15 protein-coding genes and 3 rRNA genes are annotated in these 20,469 nt (G+C 70.5%); 5 read left to right on the top strand and 13 right to left on the bottom strand.

Annotated features, from left to right (window positions below; all coding sequences use genetic code 11):
* The first annotated feature begins 33 nt into the window (after positions 1-33).
* From VFW71_03010 to VFW71_03020, 3 genes are read left to right on the top strand one after another with little or no spacing between them, the layout of a single operon-like run.
* On the top strand, positions 34-1,749 hold the full coding sequence (locus VFW71_03010; GenBank protein ID HEU5001735.1) for a lipid II flippase MurJ: 1,716 nt from the start codon (positions 34-36) through the stop codon (positions 1,747-1,749).
* The gene (locus VFW71_03015) at positions 1,746-2,897 is read left to right on the top strand and encodes a glycosyltransferase family 4 protein (protein ID HEU5001736.1); all 1,152 of its coding nucleotides are present in this window, start codon (positions 1,746-1,748) and stop codon (positions 2,895-2,897) included. The genes VFW71_03010 and VFW71_03015 overlap by 4 nt, the downstream gene beginning before the upstream one ends.
* Positions 2,894-5,137, top strand: coding sequence for a hypothetical protein (locus VFW71_03020; protein ID HEU5001737.1), 2,244 nt, complete (start codon positions 2,894-2,896; stop codon positions 5,135-5,137). Before VFW71_03015 ends, VFW71_03020 begins: the two co-directional genes overlap by 4 nt.
* A gap of 103 nt (positions 5,138-5,240) precedes the next feature.
* Here VFW71_03020 and VFW71_03025 read toward each other — a convergent pair whose 3' ends face one another.
* The 8 genes from VFW71_03025 to VFW71_03060 form a co-directional block, all read right to left on the bottom strand.
* Positions 5,241-6,200, bottom strand: coding sequence for a copper transporter (locus VFW71_03025; protein HEU5001738.1), 960 nt, complete (start codon positions 6,198-6,200; stop codon positions 5,241-5,243).
* 4 nt (positions 6,201-6,204) lie between these two features.
* Complete coding sequence (steA, locus tag VFW71_03030) at positions 6,205-7,422, bottom strand: putative cytokinetic ring protein SteA (protein ID HEU5001739.1); 1,218 nt, start codon at positions 7,420-7,422, stop codon at positions 6,205-6,207.
* Positions 7,423-7,606: 184 nt separating this feature from the next.
* A complete protein-coding gene (locus VFW71_03035) occupies positions 7,607-8,434 on the bottom strand; it encodes an NAD(+)/NADH kinase (GenBank protein ID HEU5001740.1) in 828 nt (275 codons plus the stop codon).
* On the bottom strand, positions 8,434-9,195 hold the full coding sequence (locus VFW71_03040; GenBank protein ID HEU5001741.1) for a TlyA family RNA methyltransferase: 762 nt from the start codon (positions 9,193-9,195) through the stop codon (positions 8,434-8,436). Before VFW71_03040 ends, VFW71_03035 begins: the two co-directional genes overlap by 1 nt.
* Positions 9,195-9,365: a hypothetical protein gene (locus tag VFW71_03045; protein ID HEU5001742.1), complete on the bottom strand. Its 171-nt coding sequence runs from the start codon at positions 9,363-9,365 to the stop codon at positions 9,195-9,197. The genes VFW71_03040 and VFW71_03045 overlap by 1 nt, the downstream gene beginning before the upstream one ends.
* Positions 9,362-9,874: a hypothetical protein gene (locus VFW71_03050; GenBank protein HEU5001743.1), complete on the bottom strand. Its 513-nt coding sequence runs from the start codon at positions 9,872-9,874 to the stop codon at positions 9,362-9,364. The genes VFW71_03045 and VFW71_03050 overlap by 4 nt, the downstream gene beginning before the upstream one ends.
* Positions 9,875-10,054: 180 nt before the next feature.
* Positions 10,055-10,840: an HAD-IIA family hydrolase gene (locus tag VFW71_03055; GenBank protein HEU5001744.1), complete on the bottom strand. Its 786-nt coding sequence runs from the start codon at positions 10,838-10,840 to the stop codon at positions 10,055-10,057.
* A 25-nt stretch (positions 10,841-10,865) separates the two neighbouring features.
* Positions 10,866-11,225, bottom strand: coding sequence for a tetratricopeptide repeat protein (locus VFW71_03060; protein HEU5001745.1), 360 nt, complete (start codon positions 11,223-11,225; stop codon positions 10,866-10,868).
* A gap of 95 nt (positions 11,226-11,320) precedes the next feature.
* Here VFW71_03060 and VFW71_03065 point away from each other — a divergent pair, with 95 nt between their 5' ends.
* Complete coding sequence (locus VFW71_03065) at positions 11,321-12,487, top strand: DUF1015 domain-containing protein (protein HEU5001746.1); 1,167 nt, start codon at positions 11,321-11,323, stop codon at positions 12,485-12,487.
* Positions 12,488-12,521: 34 nt separating this feature from the next.
* On the opposite strand, the gene VFW71_03070 is transcribed toward VFW71_03065, so the two are convergent.
* Positions 12,522-13,793, bottom strand: a complete 1,272-nt coding sequence (locus VFW71_03070; protein ID HEU5001747.1) for an LCP family protein — start codon at positions 13,791-13,793, stop codon at positions 12,522-12,524.
* Positions 13,793-14,803, bottom strand: a complete 1,011-nt coding sequence (locus VFW71_03075; protein HEU5001748.1) for a diacylglycerol kinase family protein — start codon at positions 14,801-14,803, stop codon at positions 13,793-13,795. Before VFW71_03075 ends, VFW71_03070 begins: the two co-directional genes overlap by 1 nt.
* A 9-nt stretch (positions 14,804-14,812) precedes the next feature.
* Between VFW71_03075 and VFW71_03080 the strand changes: the two genes are divergently transcribed.
* On the top strand, positions 14,813-15,748 hold the full coding sequence (locus VFW71_03080; protein ID HEU5001749.1) for an MBL fold metallo-hydrolase: 936 nt from the start codon (positions 14,813-14,815) through the stop codon (positions 15,746-15,748).
* An 85-nt stretch (positions 15,749-15,833) separates the two neighbouring features.
* Here VFW71_03080 and rrf read toward each other — a convergent pair.
* The 3 genes from rrf to VFW71_03095 form a co-directional block, all read right to left on the bottom strand.
* Positions 15,834-15,950, bottom strand: a 5S ribosomal RNA gene (gene rrf, locus VFW71_03085).
* Positions 15,951-16,017: 67 nt separating this feature from the next.
* Positions 16,018-19,815 (bottom strand): 23S ribosomal RNA (locus VFW71_03090).
* A gap of 391 nt (positions 19,816-20,206) precedes the next feature.
* A 16S ribosomal RNA gene (locus VFW71_03095) occupies positions 20,207-20,469 on the bottom strand; the annotation flags it as partial.

Here is a 20,469-nt window from a genome sequence, read left to right on the forward strand (position 1 = left end):
GGGATCTGCGGGGCAGGCCGGTAGGCTTGGGCCGTGAAACCCCGAATGGCGTCCCGGGGCGCGCCCGACCCGGCGGCGGAGGCCGGGCCGGAGCAGGGTCCCCCGGCCGGCACGAGCCCTCCGGCGGCCGAGCGGGGCGCTGCCGTGGTGGCCGCCCTGACCGCTGCCAGCCGGGGCATGGGCCTGATCCGCACGGTGGTCGCCACCGCCGTCCTCGGCCTCACGTTCCTGGGGAACACCTACGCCAGCACCAACTCCACCTCCAACCTGCTGTTCGACCTCTTCGCCGGCGGGGCGCTCTCGGCGGTGGTGGTGCCCTGCCTCAGCGCCGCGCTGTCGGGTGGCGACCCCAGCAGCGCTGGGGAGGACGCGGACTCGACGGCGAGCGCCCTGCTGAACGTCGCCCTGCTCTGCCTGACCCCGGTGGTCCTCGCCGGCGTGCTGGCCCGGGGGCCGGTGATGGACCTGCTCACCGCCAGCGTGCACAACCCGGCGGTCCGTCACCGGGAGCAGGCGCTCGGGGCCTTCCTCCTGCTGGCGTTCCTGCCCCAGATCTGGCTCTACGCCATCGGGGCGGTCACCACCGGCGCCCTCCACGCCCGCCACCGTTTCGCCGGCCCGGCCCTGGCGCCGCTGGTGTCCAGCGTCGTGGTCACCGGGTCGTACCTTCTCTATGCCGCCGTGGAGCGGGGTCACGCCTCCCAGCTCGGGCGGATCTCGGGCCCGGGCAAGCTGCTGCTCGGGCTCGGCACCACCGCCGGGGTGCTGGCGCTCACCCTGGCGGTGCTGGTGCCCGCCGCCCGGCTGGGAATGCGCTGGCGCCCCACGCTGCGCATCCCGCCCGAGGCCCGGCGCCTGACCCGCCGCCTTCTCGGATCCGCACTGGCGGCGGTGGCCATGGAGCAGCTCCTGCTCGGCCTCGTCCTGGTGCTGGGCAACGGGGTGGACGGTGGGGTCGTGGCCTACTACCTCGGCTTCACCCTGCTGGAGCTGCCCTGGGCGATCCTCGCCGTGCCGATCGCCGTCGCCGCCTTCCCGGGCCTCTCGGGCGCTGCCGCCCGGGCCGACACCGGCGCCTTCGCCGAGCGGTGTGCCGCCGCCACCCGCAACGTCGTCGTCCTGGCGCTCGGGGGCAGCGCCGCGATGCTGGCGCTCGCCGGCCCGGGCACCCACCTGCTCCTCGACCTCGGCATCGGGGGCGGGGCGCGCGCGGCCGGGCTGCTCGCCCCGGCGGTGGCCGCGTTCGCCCCCGGGCTCACCGGCTACGGGGCCTACGCCCTGCTCACCCGGGTGGCGTACGCGGTGGGCGACGGGCGCTCGCCCACCCTGGGCGCGGCGGCCGGCTTCGGCGGCGCCGCAGCGCTCACCGCGGTGGCCTTCCTGCTCTTCTCCGGCCGGGTGCTGATCGCCGGCATGGCGGCAGCGTTTTCGATCGGCATCACGGCCGGGGCGGTGCTCATGGCCGGGCGGCTGGCCCGGGCGGCCGGGCGCGCCGCGTTCGCCGGCACGGGCGCCACTCTGGCCCGCGGGTTGGCCGCCGCCGTGCTGGCGGCCGGCCTGGGCATCGGCGCGGCCCACCTGATCGGCTCCGGGGGCACGGCGCACAACGCCGGCTCCGCCGCGGTGGTCGCTGCGGTGGCCATCGCCGCCTACCTGGGGGTGCTGCACGGGCTGGGCGACCGCCAGCTCCCCCGTGCGGTGGCGGCGGCCCGCGGGAAGCTGGTGCCGGGCGCGGGGCAGGCGCCGTGAAGCCGGAGATCCCCCCCGCCCGCATCGTGCAGGTCACCGCGCAGACCACCGGCGGCATCGGGCGGCACGTGTCGTCGCTGCTGCCCGAGCTCCTCTCCCGGGGCGCCCGGGTCGAAGTCGCCGCCCCCCGGTCCACCGGGGGCCTGGGCGCCGAGGCCATGGGCACGCCGTTCTGGCCGGTCGAGATCCCCCGGCTGCCCTCCCCGGTCCCGGCGGTGTCGGCGCTCTGGGAGCTGCGCCGGGCGCTGGGCAAAGCCGACCTGGTGCACGCCCACGGGATCCGGGCCGGCCTGGCTGCCGGGGCCGCCGCCCGCTCGGACGCCGTCCCGCACCTGGTGGTCACCATCCACAACGCGGTCTTCGAGTCCGGCCCCACCCGCAAGGGGGCGGAGACCGTGGCCCACCGGATGCTGGCGCTGCTCGCCGAGTGCCGCATCTGCGTCTCCGAGGACCTCGCCCGCGCCGCCCGGGCGGCGGCCCCGGCGAAGGCGGGCTCGGTGCTGGTCATCCCGGCGGGTTCCGACCCGGCCATGCCGCCTCCCGAGGAGGTCGCCGCCGCCCGTTCGGCGCTGGGGTTGGCTAAGGGCCAGCGCCTGATCGTGGGCGTCGGGCGCCTGGACCAGCAGAAGGGCTTCGACATCCTGATCGAGGCCGCCGCCCGGCTGGACGGCAACCCGCCCGCCCAGATCGTCATCTGCGGCGAGGGGCCGGAGCGGCCCGACCTGGAGAACCGCATCCGGGGCCTGCCCAATCCCGCGGCGGTCCGCCTTCTGGGCAACCGGCGGGACGCCAAGGCCCTGACCGCAGCCGCCGATATCTTCTGCATGCCGTCGCGCTGGGAGGGCAGCCCGCTGGCCCTGCACGAGGCCCTCACCGCCGGCCGACCGGTCGTCGCCGCGGCCACCGGGGGCATCCCCGAGCTGATGGGCTTCGGCGAGGCCGGGCTGCTGGTCCCCCCGGAGGATCCCAGCGCCCTGGCCGCCGCCCTCCGGCGGGTCCTGGAGGACGCCACTCTCGCCGACCGGATCTCGACCGCCGCAGTGCGGGCCGGGGCGGCCTGGCCGGATGCCGCCGCCACCGCCCGCCGGGTGGCGGACGTCTACGAGGAGCTCCTGGGGCGCCCGCTCGGCGCCAGCCTGGGAGGGTGACCGCCCGGCGCTTTGTCGCGGCCGCCGGGGTGGCCTTGGTGGTCCTCTCCCCGCTGGCACTGGTCACTGTCCCGGCATCGGCCGCGCCTGCCCGTGCGGCACGTGCCCCCGCGGCGGGCGCCCGTGCGCCGGTGCCCGCCCACGTGGTGATCGTCAGCATGCCCGGGGTCACCTGGCGCGACGTCATGGCGGGCTCGGCGCCCACGCTGCGGCGGCTTGCCCAGGGCGGGGCCGTGGGCGCGCTGTCGGTGCGGGTGGTCGACACCCCGACCGACCTCGCCTCGGCCTTCGCCACCATCGGCGCCGGCAACCGGGCCCGGGGTGGCGGGCCGGCAACGGGTCGCATCCAACCCAACGCCGGACCGCTCCCCGGGGGCGGGCTGCTGGTGTCCCAGTGGGGGGCGGTTGTCGCCGACAACGCCAGACTGCACTTCGGGGCGGTGCCCGGGGCGCTGGGCTCGGCCCTGCACCGGGCCGGCCTGAAGACGGCCGTGGTGGGCAACGAGGACGAGGTGATCGCCGGTGTGCGCACCCCGGAGCGCTCCGCCGCCCTGGCGCTGGCCGATGCATCCGGGAGGGTGGACATCGGCGACGTCGGCGAGGACATGTCGCCGGGTACCGCACTCGCCGGCCAGGAGGACCCGGCAGCCATCGCCACGGCGACCGTGACCGCGCTCGGCTCGGCCCAGGTCGTCCTGGTGGACCTCGCCGAGACCCGCCGGGTGGGTGACGCCCTGGCCAAGACGGCGCCGCCGGGCGGGAATGTGTCCTACCCGGCCCGCACCGCCGCCCTCGAGCGCGACGACCAAGCCCTGGCCGCCGTCCTCGCCCGGGTCGACCTGCACACCGACACCGTGGTGGTCCTGGCGCCCGCCGGCATGGGGGCGGGCTGGCCCGACACCCTGACGGTGGCGGCGGAGGCCGGGGTGGGGGTCACCCCCGGTGGGTGGCTCACCTCGGCGACCACCCACCGCGACGGGCTGGTCACGCTGCCCGATGTTGCCCCCGGGATCCTCTCCCAGCTCCACCTGGCGGTGCCCACCTCGATGACCGGCTCGGTGCTGCACAGCGTGGCGGCAGGCGGGGTGGACCGCATGGCAGTTCTGGTCGGGCTGCAGGAGTCCTCGACCGCCTACCGCAACCGGATCGCCCCCTTCATCGTCGTGCTTTCCCTCCTGGGCGTGGCCGTGTTCGCAGCCGGGGTGGTGGCAATGGGGCGAGGGCGGGGCCGGGGGCGGCCGTTCCCGCCGGCGCTGCGCATGGCCGTCGTGCTCGGGGGGCTGGCGGTGGGCGCCGCCCCGGTGGGGGCGCTGGTGCAGGCGGCGCTGGGGGCCGAGCGGTGGGGGGGACCCGGGGCCGCCTTGGTGCTCGTCGCCGCTGACCTCGTGGTGGTCGCCGTGGCCCTCGCCGGGCCCTGGCGCTCGCGCCGCGCCGGCCCCGCCGCCTTTGTGGCCATCCTGACGCTGGCCGTGATCGCCGGCGACCTGCTGACCGGCTCCCACGGCCAGCTGGTCAGCCTCATGGGGTACTCGCCGATCGAGGCGGGCCGGTTCTACGGGCTGTCCCCGCTGTCCTTCGCCATCCTGGCCAGCGAGGTGCTGGTGGTGGCCGGCGTGGCAGCCGCGGCCCGTTCCCGCCCGGCGGTGATCGCCCTGCTGATCGGGGCGGTGGTCGTCGGCCTCGCGGGCGCGCCCATGCTGGGAGCCAAGTTCGGCGCCATCCTGTCCCTGGTCCCGGCCTTCGGGTTGCTGGCACTGCTGGTCACCCGCCGACGCCTGCCGGCAGGCCGGTCAGCGGTCCTGGGCGCGGCGGCGGTGCTGGCGGCCGGGGTGGTGGCCCTCGGGATCGGCATCCTGGACTCCCTGCGCCCGGCGCAGTCGCAGACCCACATCGGCAGGTTCGTAAGGGCGCTGTTCGGCGGCGGGCCGGGCGGGGTGAAGGACGTGATCCTGCGCAAGGCGGATGCCAACCTGGGCGTCTACGTGCACGTGCCGGTGGCGCTGGTGATCCCCGCCGCCCTGGCGCTGGTGGGTGTCGCCCTCCTGCAGCCCCCGGCCTGGCTGGCCGCCCGCCTGGAGGCGATCCCCGGGCTGCGGGCGGGGCTGCTGGCCGCCGCGGCAGCCAACGTGCTGGGGCTGGCGGTGAACGACTCCGGCGTGGCCATACCGGCGATGGGCTTGGCGGTCGGCATCCCGCTGCTGGTGGCCCTGCTGGTACGGGTGGAGCCGGCCCCCGAGTAAGTCAGGGACATTTGTCCCGCCATCTGGGACAAATGTCCCCCGGTTCGCCCCAAACGGCAGGGCGAGGCCGGAATCGCCGGCCGGGCTGCGTCGCTCGTTACTGCTAGTGCCCCGTCCCGCCGCCGGCCGACGAGGCCGTCCCGGGCGAGGGCGCCGGGCTCGGCAGCACGGCTGAGGCGCCGGGCCCGGACCCGTAGTCGCCCCAGACCCCGCCCGCCGCGGCCTGGAGGCCGAGCACGACGTCGGTCTGGCCGATGGGGCCGTCCACCCCGTCCACCGTCACCACCCGCAGGGTGTCGTCGCCCCGGACCTCGGACAGCACCGGCAGCGGGCTGGTCCCGTCCTCACCGATGGCCAGCAGGGTGCTGCCTACCGACAGGTCCCGGGCGAGGGGGAGGATCAGGGTCCGCCCCAGGTCGGGGCTGGGCTTCGACCCGGACGTGGGCTCGACCGGGGCCAGGAGGACCACGGCCGCCCCGGGAGTGCTCACCGACGCCGGCGCCGCGGGCGACGGCACCGTGTTGGCGTGGGCGAGGCCGGCGTCCAGCAGGCGTTGGAAGGCCCCGGGCGACTTGCCGTCCAGGGCGTCGGCCAGGTGCTGGACGAGCGCCGCGGCCACCGCCTCGGCGCCGGTCGAGGTCACCCCGAGAGCCGCGGCCACCTGCGCCCGGGTGCCGTCGTCCGGCAGCGCCATCTTGGAGGACAGCAGGACGAACGAACCCTCCAGGCGGGCTCCCGCCTGGAGCAGCGTGGTGGCCACCCCCGAGACGTCGGTGGAGGGCGTGGTGTCGAAGGACACCAGCACGGTGGGCCGGCCGGCGAGCGCTCCGGCCACCAACCGGTCCCGCGCCGCCCCGGCGAAGGCGCTGAAGGAGCCGACCTGCTGGGTGAGCCCGTTGATCTGGGTCTCGAGGCTGGTCTCTTGCTTGTTGAGCTCGTCGAGCGACGTGTGCAGCGCCTTGATGGTGGCGGGCGAGATGAAGGTCGTGCCCGCCAGGACCCCGAGGCCGAGGGCCAGGAAAACCGCGATCAGGCTGACGATGTGCTGCCGGAGGGTGAGCACGCGGCTAGAAGGCGTGCCGCAGCTTGAACCACAGGTGCCGGAACCAGACCTTCACCGTGCCGAACGCCAGCTGGGCCAAGGTGGTGTGGCCGGGGGCCGACGACACCGCCCGGGTCAGGATGATCACCATGCAGAACAGGGCCGCCGCCACCAGGCCGACGATCTGTAGCCGGGTCGCCCCGGCCCGGTGGAGTTGGCTCACCCCCTTGGCATCCACCAGCTTCGGCCCCACCCGCAGGCGGACGAGGAACGTGGAGGCCATGCCCTTGCGCCCCTTGTCCATCATCTCGATCAGGCTGGAGTGGCACCCGACGGCGACGATCAGCTCCGCCCCCTTCTCATAGGCCAGGAGGAGGGCGACGTCCTCGCTGGTGCCCACGGCTTCGAAGGTGCGATACTGCAGCAGCAGGGCGTCCAGGCGGTCCTTGCCCGGTGCCCGCCCGTCGGCATAGGCGTGGAGGATGAGCTCGGCCCCCGAGGTGAGGGCGCCGGTCGAGACCGAGTCCATGTCGCCGATGATCACGTCGGGCCGCAGGCCCAGCTCCAGCAGGGCGTCCGCACCCCCGTCCACCCCGATCAGCACCGGCTTGAAGTCAGGGATGTAGCCCGCCTTGAGGGCGGCGAGATCCTCCTTGTAGCCGTAGCCGCGCACAACGACCAGCACGTGCCGGCCATTGATCTGCGCCTTGACCGCCGGGAGCCGGATGGCGTCGAGGAGGTACTCGCGCTCGACGCGCAGGTACTCGAGGGTGTTCTCGGCAAAGGACTCCAATGCCACGCCGATCTGAGCCTTGGCGGCGTCGAGGCGCTCCTGCGCCGCCGCCATGCCGATGAGCTCCCCCTTGGCCAGCACCTCGCCGTCGCGCAGGATGCGGCCGTCGTCCAGGTCGACGACGTCGCCCTCCCGCACCAGCCCGAACAGGTCGGGCGTGACCTGGTCGATCAGCGGCACCCCGGCGGCCGCCAGCACCAGGGGGCCGAGGTTGGGGTACTGCCCGGAGGCCGAGCACTGGACGTTGAGCACTGCCTTCACCCGGCGCTCCACCAGGCTCTCGGCCGAGATGCGGTCGAGGTCGGTGTGGTCGATGAGGGCGATCTCCCCGGGCTGGAGCCGGCCGACCAGGGTCTTCGTCCGGCGATCGGCCCGGACCACGCCCCGGAGGACCCCGGGGGCGGCGGCCACCTCGACCCCACCGGACGCGCGCGCCCCCCGCCGGAACATGGCGCCCAGTGTAGCCGGGTCAGGGAAAAGCTTTCCGCTTTGCGCCGATCCAGCGGGCGCCCGGGCCTAGGGCCGTGCCCCTCACGGGCGGTCCCCCGGCTGAGGTGAGGGACTTTTGTCCCGGGCAGTGGGACAAATGTCCCCGAGATGATGTGGTACCGATCGTCCCGCCGCCCGCGCGCGGCTACCCGCCGATGTACGAGCCCGGGTTGAACCGGGACTTGAAGCGCATGAAGAAGCCGTCGTCCTTCAGGCGCACCAGGCGCAGCGGGACCGGGTGCGGCCGCACTGTCACGGCTGAGCCGGTGGGCAGCATGCCCACCTGGTGCCCGTCGGCCACCAGGGCTCCCGAATGCCCCACCAGCCGCACGGTGACCGGCCGGTCCGGGCCGACGACCACCGACCGCCAGCGGATCGAGTGGGCGCACACCGGCGTGAGGACCATGACGTCCAACTCCGGCTCCACCACCGGGCCACCGGCAGACAGGGAGTAGGCGGTGGACCCGGTGGAGGTGGCCACGATGAAGCCGTCGGCGGTGTACTGGGCCACCGATTCGCCCCCGACCGAGACGTCGATGTCCACCACGGTCGAGGGGGCCGACTTCTCCACCACTACCTCGTTGAGCGCCACCGCCGAGACCAGCAGCGCACCGTCGAGGGTCGCCTCCCCGGCCAGCATCCGGCGGGGCTCGATGGTGTAGTCCCCCGCCTCAAGGGCCTCCACGGCACCGGCGAGGTTGTCGCCCTCGGCGGAGGACAGGAACCCCATCCGGCCGAGGTTCACGCCCAGCAGCGGCACGCCCCGGCCGGCGGCGACCCCGGCCGCCCGCAGCATGGTCCCGTCCCCGCCGAGGGCCACCACCAGGTCGTAGGCTCCGCCGGCGTCCGCCTGGGCCACCGAGATCGAATGGGCAGTGGCCAGGGCCTGCAGCTCGTCATAGGCCCGCCGGGCGGGCTCGGCGGTCGGGTGGACGACGGCCCCGATCGACCGCAGCGGCGCCTCGGCCGCCATCAGGCACCACCGCCGTCCACCGGAGGGCGCCGGCGGGCGTGCACGAAGAACTCCTGGTTGCCGTGGGTCCCGGTGAGCCGGGAGGGTGCCTCGGCCAGCGTCTCGGCACCTTGGTGGCGCAGGGCGGCCACCACCCGCTCCACCGCCCGGGCCTGCACGGCCGGATCCCGGACGATGCCTCGCGCGCCCACATCGCCCCGGGGGGCTTCGAACTGGGGCTTCACGAGCAGGACCAGTGCGCCCCCGAGGGCGGTCGCCGCAACCAGCTGGCCGGCGACGGCCTCGAGCGAGATGAAGCTGAGGTCGGCCACAACGAGATCGAAGGGTTCACCCAGTGCGGCGGCATCCATCGTGCGGAGGTTGGAGCGCTCGAAGAGCGTGACCCGCGGGTCCTGGCGGAGGCGCCAGTCGAAGTCGCCGTAGCCCACGTCCACCGCGGTGACGGATGCCGCACCGTGCTGCAGCAGGCAATCGGTGAAGCCGCCCACTCCGGCCCCGGCATCGAGGCAGCGCCGGCCGCCGACGGCCACGCCCAGGTCCTCCAGTGCCCCGTCGAGCTTCAGGCCCCCCCGGGTCACGTAGCGGGTGGTGGCCTCGACGGTGACGGCGCTCGATTCGGCCACGAGCATCCCGGCCTGGAGCCCGGGCGAGCCGTCCACCAAGACCCGGCGCTCGGCGATCAGCTCGCGGGCACGGGTGGCGTCGGGGGCCAGACCCACCTGCACCAGCTGGCGGTCGAGCCGGCGCCGCGGCGGGGCCATCAGCGTGGGAGCGGTGGCGACTCGGTGGCCTCCAGGGCCGATTCGAGGCGGCGGACCGCCTCGCTCAGCGCGGCGGGGCGCTCCTCGAGCGGCAGTGCAGCGATGCGCTCGGCGTCGGGCGGCGCCACCCCGCTCGGGAGCGGGCTCCGGTCCGGGAGCGCGTCGCTCATCCGGCGGCCGACTCCCCGCCAGCATCGTCCGTGGGACCGACGGCAGGCGGGCGGATGCGGGGCGCCCGGGCCCGCGGGGGGCGGCTGGCCGGGGCGGGGCCGGTGGTCGGCCCGGTGGGGCTTGCTGGCGGGGCGGCCGGTCGCGTGGGACCGGTGGACGATGCCCGGGCGGCGGTCGCCCGGGGTGTCCGCGCCTTGGGGCCGGACTTCGGAGCGGGCGGCGCCGCCAGGGCGACGGTCTCCTCCAACTCGGCGACCCGCGCCTGCAGGCGCTCGACGTCCTCCTTGGTGGCCAGGCCCATCTCGTTCAGCCGGCGCCGGATGCTGTCGTCGATCACCGCCCGGGCGCGGTCGGCCTGGCCCTTGCCCTTGCGCAAGAGGTCGAGAGCGATCTGAGGGGCGTCCATGAGATCGAAGTCCGGGTTCTCGGCGATCTTGCGGACCGCCTCCTCGGCACGGTGGCGGGGAGCCTCGACCACCTTCGAGGCCTTGCGGATGGTGTCTTTCATCTGATCGATCATGTGTCGCCTCCAGACCGCGATCGGCACCTGCACGGGGGTTCCGGCGTAGCTCGCTTGGGTTTTACCCCCTTGTACGACGATACCGCCGGTGGTCCACCCCTGCGCGGATTCCCACCGGCACCACCATACGGTCAGCCGCGACTCGTCCATCGCTTTACGAGATGCCCGTCACATCGGCACGAGGAGGTCTGCCAGCGTGCGCAGGACATGATCGGGCGCCGGTTCGAGCGGCATGCCGGGCTTGGTGACCCCGGTCAGGACCACCGCCGATCCCCAGCCGATGCGGTGTGCGCCGGCGACGTCGGAGTCGGGGCGGTCACCGATCATGAGCACTCCCTTGACGCCCAGGCGCTCGGCGGCCGCCTGCATCATGGGTAGCTCGGGCTTGCCCAGGCTGGCCGCCTTCCGGCCCGATGCCGCCTCGATCGCGGCCAGCACGGACCCGGTCCCGGGGTCGAAGCCGGTGGGGGTCGGCATGATGTGGTCCCGGTTCGAGGCGACGAAGATCGCCCCGTTGCGCACCGCGTCGGCGGCCGCCGCCAGGCGGGCGTAGGTGAACTCGATGTCCCGGGCGACCATCACGAGGTCCACCTCGGCCCCCCGCTCCACAGGGACCACCTCCAAGAGATCGTCGATCTGCTCGATCACCGAGGGGGCGCCGAGCACGAAGGCGCGCTTGCCGACCAGCTTCTCCCGCTCGACCCAGGCCCGGGCGGCCGACGCCGAGGTGAGGATCTCCTCCTCCTTCACCCGGACACCGCCGGTGGCGAGCCGCTCCACGATCCAGAACGGGATGTAGGAGGCGTTGTTGGACAGAAACAGCAGCGGCTTGCCGGCGTCCCGGATCGCCTGGATGGCGGCGGGGGCCTCGGGGATAATCTTGCCCCCCAGCCACACCACGCCGTCCAGGTCGAAGGCGAACGCGCGGTAGCGCTCCAGGAGCGAGGTCGCCATCCGATGTCCCTTCTGTGCCCGGCCGTTACCCGGCGAGCGCCTGGAGGGCGCGCCGGTAGTCCTCGGACTCGGGGCGCATGGCGAGCGCCAGGCGCAGGTGCCCGATCGCGCCGGTGGTGTTCCCCACCGCCGCCTCGCACAGGCCGAGACCGAAGTAGGCGTAGTCGTTCGAGGGGTCCAGCTCCAGCACCCGGGCGAACTCCTCCCGGGCCCGGCGCTTCTGGCCGCTCTGGTAGAGCGCCCGGGCGAAGGTCTCGCGGACCGACGTCTTCTCCGGCTCCAGGCGGGTGGCCCGCTCCAGGACGGTGGCCGCCTGGTGGGCGTGGCCCTGCCCGAGGAGGTCGCGACCCCGGTTCAGCATGGTGTAGACGTCGTGCGGGTCCATGCTCGTGCTCTCCCTTGCCCCTCTTTCGCCCTACCTACCAGCCCTATCTACCCGCCCCGGCTCCACAGCTCCGCCTGCATGGTATACAGCCCGTCGTGGCAGTCCTCGAACCTTTCCGGGCGGTGCGCTTCGCCCCCAGGATAGACGCCGGCCTCGTCACCTCCCCGCCCTACGACGTCATCTCGGACGCCCAGCGGGAGGGCCTCCTCGAGGCCGACCCCCACAACATCGTGCGCATCATCCTGCCCTCGGCGGCCCCCGGCGGCGACCGGTTCACGCAGGCGGCGGCCGAGTTCCGCCGGTGGCTGGCGGCGGGCATCCTCGTCGCCGATGCCGAGCCGGCGCACTACGCCTACCGGATGGACTACGAGGTGGGCGGGCGCGCCCGGTCGACTGGCGGCCTGATCGGGGCCCTGGTCCTGGAGGAGCCGGGACAGGGGATCTTCGTCCACGAGCACACCATGCCCAAGCCCCGCAGCGAGCGTCGCGACCTTACCCGGGCCGCCCGGGCCAACCTCGAGCCGATCTGGCTGACCGGGGGCGACGGGGTCATCGGCCCCCTGGTGGCAGCGGCCGGCGACGGGCAGCCCCTGGTCGATGTCACCGACCCGGTCGGGGTCCGCCACCGGGCGTGGGCGTTGGCGCCGGCGGCATCGGCGGCGCTAGCTGCGGGCATCGACACGCCGCTGGTGATCGCCGACGGGCACCACCGCTTCGCCGCCTCGCTCGCCCTCCGGGACGAGCTGCGGGCCGCCGAGGGGCCGGGGCCGTGGGACGCCACCCTCGCATTGGTATCCGACCCCACCGACGAGCCACCCAGCCTCCTGCCGATCCACCGGCTGACCGATCTCACCGCCGCCGAGGTGGCGGCGGCCGGGACCCTGGAGCCGTTCGCCGGCGACGCCGCCGCTCTCGCCGGGCACCTGGCCGCGGGCGGGCCGGGCACCATCGGCCTCGCCACTGCCGCGGGCCGCTGGACGATGGCGATCGACCCCCCGACACTGGGCGCCCCGGACACCTCCTGGGTGGCCACGCACCTGCTGGAGGGGGCCGGGCGGGCGGTCGAGGTCGCGTACGAGCACGACCTCGACGCCGTGGCCGCCGGGGTGTCGGCCGGGCGTCTCGCCATCCTGCTCGCCCCCATCCCGGTGCGCACCGTCATCGAGACCGCCCTCGCCGGGAAGGTCATGCCGCCCAAGAGCACCCTGTTCTGGCCGAAGCCCCGGACCGGCGTGGTGATGCGGGACTTCGAGCGCCCGTAGGCGTTCGGGGGCGTTCGGGGGCGTTCGGGGGCGCTCAGCAGGCCGAGGCCCAGGTCTGCGAGGCGACGGTCACCGGGCGCCCGGCCGGGGTGAGGCTGGGGGACGGCGCGGTGCTGGGAGTGGGCGCCGGGCGGCCTGATGCACCCGGGTTGGCCGACACCCGTGCGGTCGGGCTGGGCGAAGCCGTCGGTGCCGCGCTCTGCTTGCCGTAGTCGGGCAGCGGGGAATCACCCTTGATGGCGGCGAAGAGGGCCTGGGACTGTGCCACCTGGGCCGGGCTCTGGGTATCGACCGACTGACCGGCGATCAGGCTCCCGTTGGGGGCCGAGGGCAGGACCCGGAAGTCGATGTCGGATGAGCTGAAGCTGTGGAACTTGAGCGCCAGCCTGGACAAAAGGCCGAGGGTGAGACCCGAGTCGTGGGTCAAGTTCCCCAGGCCGAGGTCGATGAGGTGGGTCACCTTGAACGGGTTCAGCAGGGTGCCTGGGGTGAGCACCTTCTTCATCATCTGCTGCACGAAGAGCTGCTGGCGAGCGATGCGGCCGTAATCACTGTCGGTGTCCCGGTCCCGGACGAAGGCGAGGGCCTGATCGCCCTCCAGGGTGTTGCAGCCCGCCGGCTGGTTGAGGCCGGAGTTCTTGTCGTAGACCCGGTGGGCGAAGCGGATGTCGACGCCGCCGAGGGCCTGGCTGATGCTGCGGAAGCTGTCGAAGTTCACGGCCACGTAGTGGTTGATGGTGAGCCCGGTCAGCTGCTCGACGGCGGCCACCATCGGCGATACGCCCGAGTTGAAGAAGGCGTTGATCTTCTCGTGGCCACCTTTCGGCGTGGGCACCCAGAGATCCCGCGGGATACTGACCAGGACCGCCTTCCCGGTGGCCCCGTCGACGTGGATCACGGCGATCACGTCGGCCCGCTGGCCGGTGTTCTTGTCCGCCCCGGTGGGGTCGTACTTGGCCTGGTCCTGCGGGTCGAGGATCGCCCGGGTGTCCGAGCCGAGGACCAGGACGTTCTGGTCCGTCTGGCCCCCCGGCCCCGCCTGAGCCGGCCCGCACGCGGTGCAACCCACCGAGTTCTTCCCCAGCTGCGAGTTCACGTAGTAGAGGAAGGCGGTGCCGGCGACCACGCCCACAATCGCCAGGACGAGCACGGTCAGCAGGATGCGGCGCAGGACCCGGCGCTTGCGGTGGCGGGGTGGGGTGGGACGCGGGGGCGGGGCGCCCATGTCGACGGCCATCTCCGACGTCGTCCCGCCGCCGGGGCCGCCGTGGGGGCCGCCGTGGGGGCCGTCCTCGGACCAGGACATCAGGCGAGGACCTTGAGGCGGAAGGGGGCCCGGCGCACGTGGATCTTCTCCGCCGGGGGCAGCGTCTCGCCGTCCACGTGGTGGGAGATGGGCTCATCGGCCGACACCACGAACTCCTCGACGTTGCTGAGCGACAGCGCGCTCGGGCCGAACCGCCCGGTGACTGCCCCGAAGGCATAGCGAGGCAGGTGGAGATAGTTCAACCGGCGGAGGAGGAAGAGCCCGAGCCCGGTCCCGCCCCGCCGCCCCGGCGTGAGGCGGACTGGCCGCCCGGCGAGGTAGGCGTAGGTGTTGCCCACCAGCCCCACTGCCAGCACTGCCGGGTGCACCCCGAAGGGGCCCTCGCAGGTGAGGAAGGGGCGGCGGGTGGCGTAGGAGCTGGCGAAGGTGGCCAGGGCCGCGGCGTAGAAGTAGGGCTCGCCCAGGCGCTGCTTGGCCACCTTGTGGAGGTCCACCCGGGCGGCGGCCTCGGCGTCGAAGCCGCAGCCGACCGCGAAGGTGAAGTAGCGGTCGTTCGCCATACCCAACGGGAGCCGGCGAGGGTGCAGGTCGCCTGCCCGCTGCAGGATGGCGTCGGCGGCGTCGGCCGGGTTGGTGGGGATCCCCAGGTTGCGGGCAAACACGTTCATGGTGCCGCCCGGAATGACCCCGAGGGTCGCGTCGCTGCCGGCCATCCCGTTGACCACGTCGTTCACCAGTCCGTCCCCTCCGAAGGCGATCAGCAGCTCGGCCCCCTCGTCCACCGCCTGCCGGGCGATGGCCGCACCCGCATCCCGGGCTTGGGTCTGCGTCACGGTCAGGTCGAAGCGGGCTTCGAGCGCGGTGGTCATGAGATGCTGCAAGGCCGGGGTCACCCCGCGGGCCCTCGGATTCATGATCAGATGCGCCCGGGACCGGGAGTTGTGCCCCTGCCCCGGCGGGGGCGTGTGCTGCCCGGGCATGGGCGGCAGGCTACCATCGGCCGCTCCTCGGGCCGGTTCTTTCATCGACGTTCCGGGAGGTTTCGGCATGGTGATTCCGTGGTGATTGACTACGGCGGCGGCGTACGGGCAATCGACTCCCACATGCACGGCCGCGCCGGCGTCACCGCCGTGTACTGTTTTCCCGCTCCAGCGCCCGCCATCATCGATACGGCGCCTGCGACTTCGCTGGAGGCCATCCTGACGGGGCTTGAGGAACTCGGTATCGATGACCTCGCCTGGATCATCCTCACCCACATCCACCTCGATCACGCCGGGGCGGCGGGCCATCTCGCCGAGCGGTTCCCCCGGGCCCGGGTGGTCGTGCGGGAGGAGGGGGCGCCGCATCTCATCGATCCTTCCCGGCTGTGGGCATCGGCCAGCCGCCTGTATGACGACATGGAGGGGATGTGGGGTTCCATGCGCCCGGTGCCCGCCGACCGGCTGGATGTCGTCGGCGCCGACGGCGTGGTGGCCGACCTGGGGGACGGCCGGGTGCTCTCGGCGGTGTACACCCCCGGTCATGCCGCCCACCACATGGCCCTGGTCGAGGCGGCGTCGGGCGACGTGTTCGCCGGCGACGCGCTCGGCGTCTTCCTGGCCGAGATGGGGGCCGTCCACCCGGCGACGCCCCCGCCCGAGTTCAACCTCGAGGCGGCCGTGGATTCCATCGGGCGGCTCCAGGCCCTGGGGCCGTCCCGGCTGTTCCCCACCCACTTCGGACCCCTGCCCGCCGCCGGGGCGGGCCTGGCACCCTACCTGGCCGAGGGGGCATCGGCCCTGCGCCGGGTGGTGACCGTGGCCGAGGCGGTCGTGGCAAGTGGCGGTGGGGTGGCGCAGATTGCCGAAGCCCTCGAGGAGGAGGAGCTGCGCCTGGTGGGGCCGCTGGACGACGCCCTTTCCGACCGGTTGGCCCACGCCATCCCGCACTCGCTGAACGCGATGGGCGTGGCCCGTTACCTGTCGAAAGTCCGGGGGATGACCGTTCCCAAGTAGACGGGGTTGCCGCCGCCTTTTTGTGGCGCGGGGCGGGCGCGCAGAAGGCCGGTCCTCACGGGCCGGCCTTCTGCTTCTAGTGGGGCTCCGGCAGCGACCTACTCTCCCACCCCGTTACCAGGGCAGTACCATCGGCGGTGGAGGGCTTAACTTCCGGGTTCGGAATGGAGCCGGGTGTGACCCCTCCCCTATGGCCACCGGAACTTCTTTAGTTGTCAAAGGCCGCGTGGCATCGGCAGGCCTCGAAAACCCATAGCGAGCGCGAGCAAACGGTCAAGCCCTCGGACGATTAGTACGGGTCGGCTGAACACATTGCTGTGCTTACACCTCCCGCCTATCGACCCAGTCGTCTACTGGGGTCCTTACCGGGTGCTACCCGTGGGAGCCCTCATCTTGGAGTGGGCTTCGCACTTAGATGCTTTCAGCGCTTATCCCGTCCGAACGTGGCCAATGAGCAGTGCCCTTGGCAGGACAACTCACACACCAGAGGTTCGTCCGTCCCGGTCCTCTCGTACTAGGGACAGCACTCCTCAAGGCTCCTGCGCGCATGGAGGATAGGGACCGACACGATTGTTACCGACCGCTCGTTCTTCAGCGGTGGGCCCGGTCATTTCTGCCGGGCTCTACATGTCGCCATGCAGGTCGGACCATATCTTCACCGGCCGTTAACCGCCCGGTGTTCGGCGTATGGTCTCTGAGGATTCTGGATGCTGTTTGTGGATCCTCCGGTAGCGCCCTCCCCCATTCATGGTGAGCGCCTGGCTCATCAATGAGGAGAAGCCGGAGTCCGTCAGGTGTTCTCCCCGAGCCATCGCTCTGACGATGGCAGCGAAGGTCACGAACTCCTGATTGTTGCTGCTAAGTAGCGGCTGCGACTCGAAGTATGGGATGACGCTTTCTAGTAATTGGTTTCGGTTTCGAATAACCAAGACCAATGTCCTGTCCCGGGAGCCACGGTGGTTCTCTCGAACCCGACCGCATGCGAGTGTCGTTGGATGAGGTCCAAGACCTCACGACGCTCGGCATTCTGGCTCACATGAAACTCAGGAACGAGCTGCCAGCCCGTCCGCGTGAAGCGGTTGTGCTGAACAGCAACGTGAAAGCTCCCTTCTCCGTCGACGTACCCCGCTATGTAGGCATCCAGTCTTTCCTGCTGATTGTCCGCACCACTTGGGTTGTCACTGCCCGATCTCATCTCGCCCCCATGCTACGGAGGGGGTATGACAAAAAACGAGCGAGTACCAGTGGATGCTCGGAGATTCCAGCATTTAGCCGAATTTATAGACAGCGCGGTTGTTTCACTGTCTCGCGACGTTCTAAACCCAGCTCGCGTACCGCTTTAATAGGCGAACAGCCTAACCCTTGGGACCTGCTCCAGCCCCAGGATGCGACGAGCCGACATCGAGGTGCCAAACCGGTCCGTCGATATGGACTCTTGGGACCGATCAGCCTGTTATCCCCGGGGTACCTTTTATCCGTTGAGCGACGGCCCATCCACATGGGACCGCCGGATCACTAGGCCCTGCTTTCGCACCTGCTCGACTTGTAGGTCTCGCAGTCAAGCTCCCTTGTGCCCTTGCACTCGACAGCCGATTGCCAACCGGCTTGAGGGAACCTTTGGGCGCCTCCGTTACAGTTTAGGAGGCGACCGCCCCAGTCAAACTACCCACCTGGCACTGTCTCTCACCCGGATCACGGGTGTGGGTTAGGGACCCAACACATGCAGAGCGGTATTTCAAGGTTGGCTCCACCAGAACCAGAGTCCCAGCTTCAAAGCCTCCCGCCTATCCTACGCAACACATGTCAAGTCCCAATACCAAGCTGTAGTAAAGGTCCACGGGGTCTTTCCGTCCTTCCACGCGTAACGAGCATCTTTACTCGTAGTGCAATTTCGCCGAGTCCCCAGTTGAGACAGTGCCCAAGTCGTTACGCCATTCGTGCAGGTCGGAACTTACCCGACAAGGAATTTCGCTACCTTAGGACCGTTATAGTTACGGCCGCCGTTTACCGGCGCTTCAGTTCAGAGCTTCGCCTTTCGGCTGACCCCTCCCCTTAACGTTCCGGCACCGGGCAGGCGTCAGTGCATATACATGGTCTTACGACTTCGCATGCACCTGTGTTTTTAGTAAACAGTCGCTTGGGCCTTTTCTCTGCGACCCCCGAAAGCTCTGGCCGCGAAGGCCGTCACCATCAGGGGTGCCCCTTCTCCCGAAGTTACGGGGCCAACTTGCCTAGTTCCTTAACCAGGGTTCTCTCGATCGCCTTAGTATTCTCTACTTACCCACCTGTGTCGGTTTGGGGTACGGGCAGCGCTTCAGCTCGCTAGAGGCTTTTCTAGGCAGCATAGGATTAGCCACTTCACCTTATTCGGTTCGGCATCGTGCCTCAGGATATGGTCCCCTGGATTTGCCTGGGGGGCCTCCCTACACACTTACCCCGGCTCGACCATCGACCGGGCTGGCCTACCTTCCTGCGTCACCCCTTCGCTGCCCTAATGCCAGCCGGGTCGTTCAGCCCCGTAGGGCCTCCCTTAGCGACTGGGGTCGGGCTGGGCGCGGAAGCACTGGTACGGGAATATCAACCCGTTGTCCATCGACTACGTCTCTCGACCTCGCCTTAGGTCCCGACTTACCCTGGGCGGATTAGCCTTGCCCAGGAAACCTTGGGTTTTCGGCGGACGGGTTTCTCACCCGTCTCTCGCTACTCATGCCGGCATTCTCACTCGTGTGGCGTCCACGGCTCGCTTCCGCGGCCGCTTCTCCCGCCACACGACGCTCCCCTACCCATCCCCCTTACGGGAAATGCCGCAGCTTCGGTACAACGCTTAGCCCCGCTACATTGTCGGCGCCGAATTACTTGACCAGTGAGCTATTACGCACTCTTTAAAGGGTGGCTGCTTCTAAGCCAACCTCCTGGTTGTCTCTGCGACTCGACATCCTTTCCCACTTAGCGCTGTTTAGGGACCTTAGCTGGCGGTCTGGGTTGTTTCCCTCTCGACTACGGAGCTTAGCCCCCGCAGTCTCACTCCCACGCTCTCAAGCAATGGCATTCGGAGTTTGGCTGAGTTCGGTAAGCTTGTCGGCCCCCTAGCCCATCCAGTGCTCTACCACCAAAGCTAAACACGTGAGGCTGCACCAAAATGCATTTCGGGGAGAACCAGATATCACCGAGTTTGATTGGCCTTTCACCCCTATCCACAGGTCATCCGCCCGGTTTTCAACCCGAGTCGGTTCGGCCCTCCACGAGGTCTTACCCTCGCTTCAGCCTGCCCATGGGTAGATCACTCGGCTTCGGGTCTAGACCCTGTGACTAAACGCCCAGTTAGGACTCGCTTTCGCTACGGCTCCGGATTGATCCTTAACCTTGCCACAGAGCGCTAACTCGCCGGCTCATTCTTCAAAAGGCACGCTGTCAGGCCGTGCTGGTTACCCAGCACGGGACCCTCCAACGGCTTGTAGGCACTCGGTTTCAGGTACTATTTCACTCCCCTCCCGGGGTACTTTTCACCATTCCCTCACGGTACTCGTCCGCTATCGGTCACCAGGAAGTATTTAGGCTTACCAGGTGGTCCTGGCAGATTCACCGCAGATTACAGGAGTCCGCGGCTACTCGGGAAACGCAACAAACAGGTCAGCAGTTTTCACCTACCGGACTATCACCGCCTACGGTGCCGCTTTCCAACGGTCTTCGGCTAACCACTAACTTTCTCACTGCTCCGCCGGCGGTCAGACCAACACGCACGCTCCCACAACCCCGCACACGCAACCCCTGACCGGTATCACACATGCACGGTTTAGCCTCATCCGCTTTCGCTCGCCACTACTCACGGAATCACAATTGTTTTCTCTTCCAACGGGTACTGAGATGTTTCACTTCCCCGCGTTCCCCCCTCACGCCCTATATATTCAGGCGGAGGTGACACCACATGACTGGTGCCGGGTTCCCCCATTCGGACACCCTGGGATCACAGCTAGGTTGACAGCTCCCCCAGGCCTATCGCGGCCTCCCACGTCCTTCATCGGCTCCTGGTGCCAAGGCATCCACCGTCTGCCCTCAGCAACTTGACCACAAAGATGCTCGCGTCCACTGTGTAATTCTCAAACAACGCGCAACCCCCGACACCCACACCCACCACCAAGCACCCACCCCGCACCAGGCCACCCTTGACGGGAACCCTCACAGGCTGAGCTGGTATGACGGGCAGCACGGGACTGCCACACACCGAAACCCCAAACCCCAAACACAGGCTTGTTGTCTCAGGACCCAACAGGATGCTTACGTCCACCCCAACCCCCACCCCCCGGCCACCGTTCCACACCCACCAAAAAAAGGGGGGCAGTACTAGACAGACAAGGATGAGCAAAAAAAGGTCAGGGAACTAGCCAGTGTCTCCGCCACCTGAGCACCCCACCATCACACTCGGATGAGAAGGGCTACCCGAAACGGGTCGCTCCTTAGAAAGGAGGTGATCCAGCCGCACCTTCCGGTACGGCTACCTTGTTACGACTTCGTCCCAATCGCCAGCCCCACCTTCGACCACTCCCTCCCCTCACGGGGTTAGGCCATGGGCTTCGGGTGTTGCCGACTTTCGTGACGTGACGGGCGGTGTGTACAAGGCCCGGGAACGTATTCACCGCAGCGTTGCTGATCTGCGATTACTAGCGACTCCGACTTCACGGGGTCGAGTTGCAGACCCCGATCCGAACTGAGACCGGCTTTTT

This window comes from Actinomycetota bacterium (assembly GCA_035765775.1).
In the GTDB taxonomy this organism is placed as follows: Bacteria; Actinomycetota; CADDZG01; order JAHWKV01; family JAOPZY01; genus DASTWV01.

Bases quoted from the DNA above. Each gene is read 5' to 3' on its own strand.
- steA (HEU5001739.1), bottom strand. From the start codon at position 7,422: ATGTTCCGGCGGGGGGCGCGCGCGTCCGGTGGGGTCGAGGTGGCCGCC.
- VFW71_03035 (HEU5001740.1), bottom strand. From the start codon at position 8,434: ATGGCGGCCGAGGCGCCGCTGCGGTCGATCGGGGCCGTCGTCCACCCG.
- VFW71_03040 (HEU5001741.1), bottom strand. From the start codon at position 9,195: ATGGCCCCGCCGCGGCGCCGGCTCGACCGCCAGCTGGTGCAGGTGGGT.
- VFW71_03045 (HEU5001742.1), bottom strand. From the start codon at position 9,365: ATGAGCGACGCGCTCCCGGACCGGAGCCCGCTCCCGAGCGGGGTGGCG.
- VFW71_03050 (HEU5001743.1), bottom strand. From the start codon at position 9,874: ATGAAAGACACCATCCGCAAGGCCTCGAAGGTGGTCGAGGCTCCCCGC.
- VFW71_03055 (HEU5001744.1), bottom strand. From the start codon at position 10,840: ATGGCGACCTCGCTCCTGGAGCGCTACCGCGCGTTCGCCTTCGACCTG.
- VFW71_03060 (HEU5001745.1), bottom strand. From the start codon at position 11,225: ATGGACCCGCACGACGTCTACACCATGCTGAACCGGGGTCGCGACCTC.
- VFW71_03070 (HEU5001747.1), bottom strand. From the start codon at position 13,793: ATGTCCTGGTCCGAGGACGGCCCCCACGGCGGCCCCCACGGCGGCCCC.
- VFW71_03075 (HEU5001748.1), bottom strand. From the start codon at position 14,803: ATGCCGAAACCTCCCGGAACGTCGATGAAAGAACCGGCCCGAGGAGCG.